1 protein-coding gene is annotated in these 1,183 nt (G+C 50.4%); it reads left to right on the top strand.

The features are described from left to right. The first annotated feature begins 385 nt into the window (after positions 1-385). A protein-coding gene (locus ACYVAA_RS22905; protein WP_103215986.1) for an IS1-like element IS1A family transposase occupies positions 386-1,083 on the top strand; the annotation gives its coding sequence in 2 pieces (ribosomal slippage) (positions 386-635 and positions 635-1,083; 699 coding nt in all). The last annotated feature ends 100 nt before the right edge of the window (positions 1,084-1,183 follow it).

The following is a 1,183-nucleotide window of genomic DNA, read 5'->3' as shown; positions in this document are numbered from 1 at the left end:
CTGTTTTGATACGATCGTCCTGTTTAGGTACCGTTTCGGCATGCGCATAGTTGACTTCCAGAAGCGGTAAAACGGTTAATGCTGCGGCCATACTGCCCGTTAGCTGCGCAAGTCGCTTCAGAAAATCGTCTCGTTTATTGAGAAGTTTAATGGCGTAGGCGGAAAAATATAGCCCAATTCGTGTTTTTCTTGCGGGTTCTTAATTAAACCCGCAAGAGACCGTGGGGTTCCAAATGGCTAATATACTCCCCTTACCCATGAGCGACGATGCCGCCAAAAGTGATAGAGAACAGCCAGAAATAGATCGCGGCCATAATGATTTTGAATGCCGGTGATGCTGCCAACTTACTGATTTAGTGTATGATGGTGTTTTTGAGGTGCTCCAGTGGCTTCTGTTTCTATCAGCTGTCCCTCCTGTTCAGCTACTGACGGGGTGGTGCGTAACGGCAAAAGCACCGCCGGACATCAGCGCTATCTCTGCTCTCACTGCCGTAAAACATGGCAACTGCAGTTCACTTACACCGCTTCTCAACCCGGTACGCACCAGAAAATCATTGATATGGCCATGAATGGCGTTGGATGCCGGGCAACTGCCCGCATTATGGGCGTTGGCCTCAACACGATTTTACGTCACTTAAAAAACTCAGGCCGCAGTCGGTAACCTCGCGCATACAGCCGGGCAGTGACGTCATCGTCTGCGCGGAAATGGACGAACAGTGGGGCTATGTCGGGGCTAAATCGCGCCAGCGCTGGCTGTTTTACGCGTATGACAGGCTCCGGAAGACGGTTGTTGCGCACGTATTCGGTGAACGCACTATGGCGACGCTGGGGCGTCTTATGAGCCTGCTGTCACCCTTTGACGTGGTGATATGGATGACGGATGGCTGGCCGCTGTATGAATCCCGCCTGAAGGGAAAGCTGCACGTAATCAGCAAGCGATATACGCAGCGAATTGAGCGGCATAACCTGAATCTGAGGCAGCACCTGGCACGGCTGGGACGGAAGTCGCTGTCGTTCTCAAAATCGGTGGAGCTGCATGACAAAGTCATCGGGCATTATCTGAACATAAAACACTATCAATAAGTTGGAGTCATTACCCGTTCAACAATGTAAACAGGAAATAGAGATTTCTCTCGAACTTGGTTAAGGGATACTGATAAAGCTGATGTGTGCAATCGAAACA

The organism is Echinicola sediminis (assembly GCF_054777495.1).
This window is presented reverse-complemented; position numbering and strand designations above follow the sequence as displayed.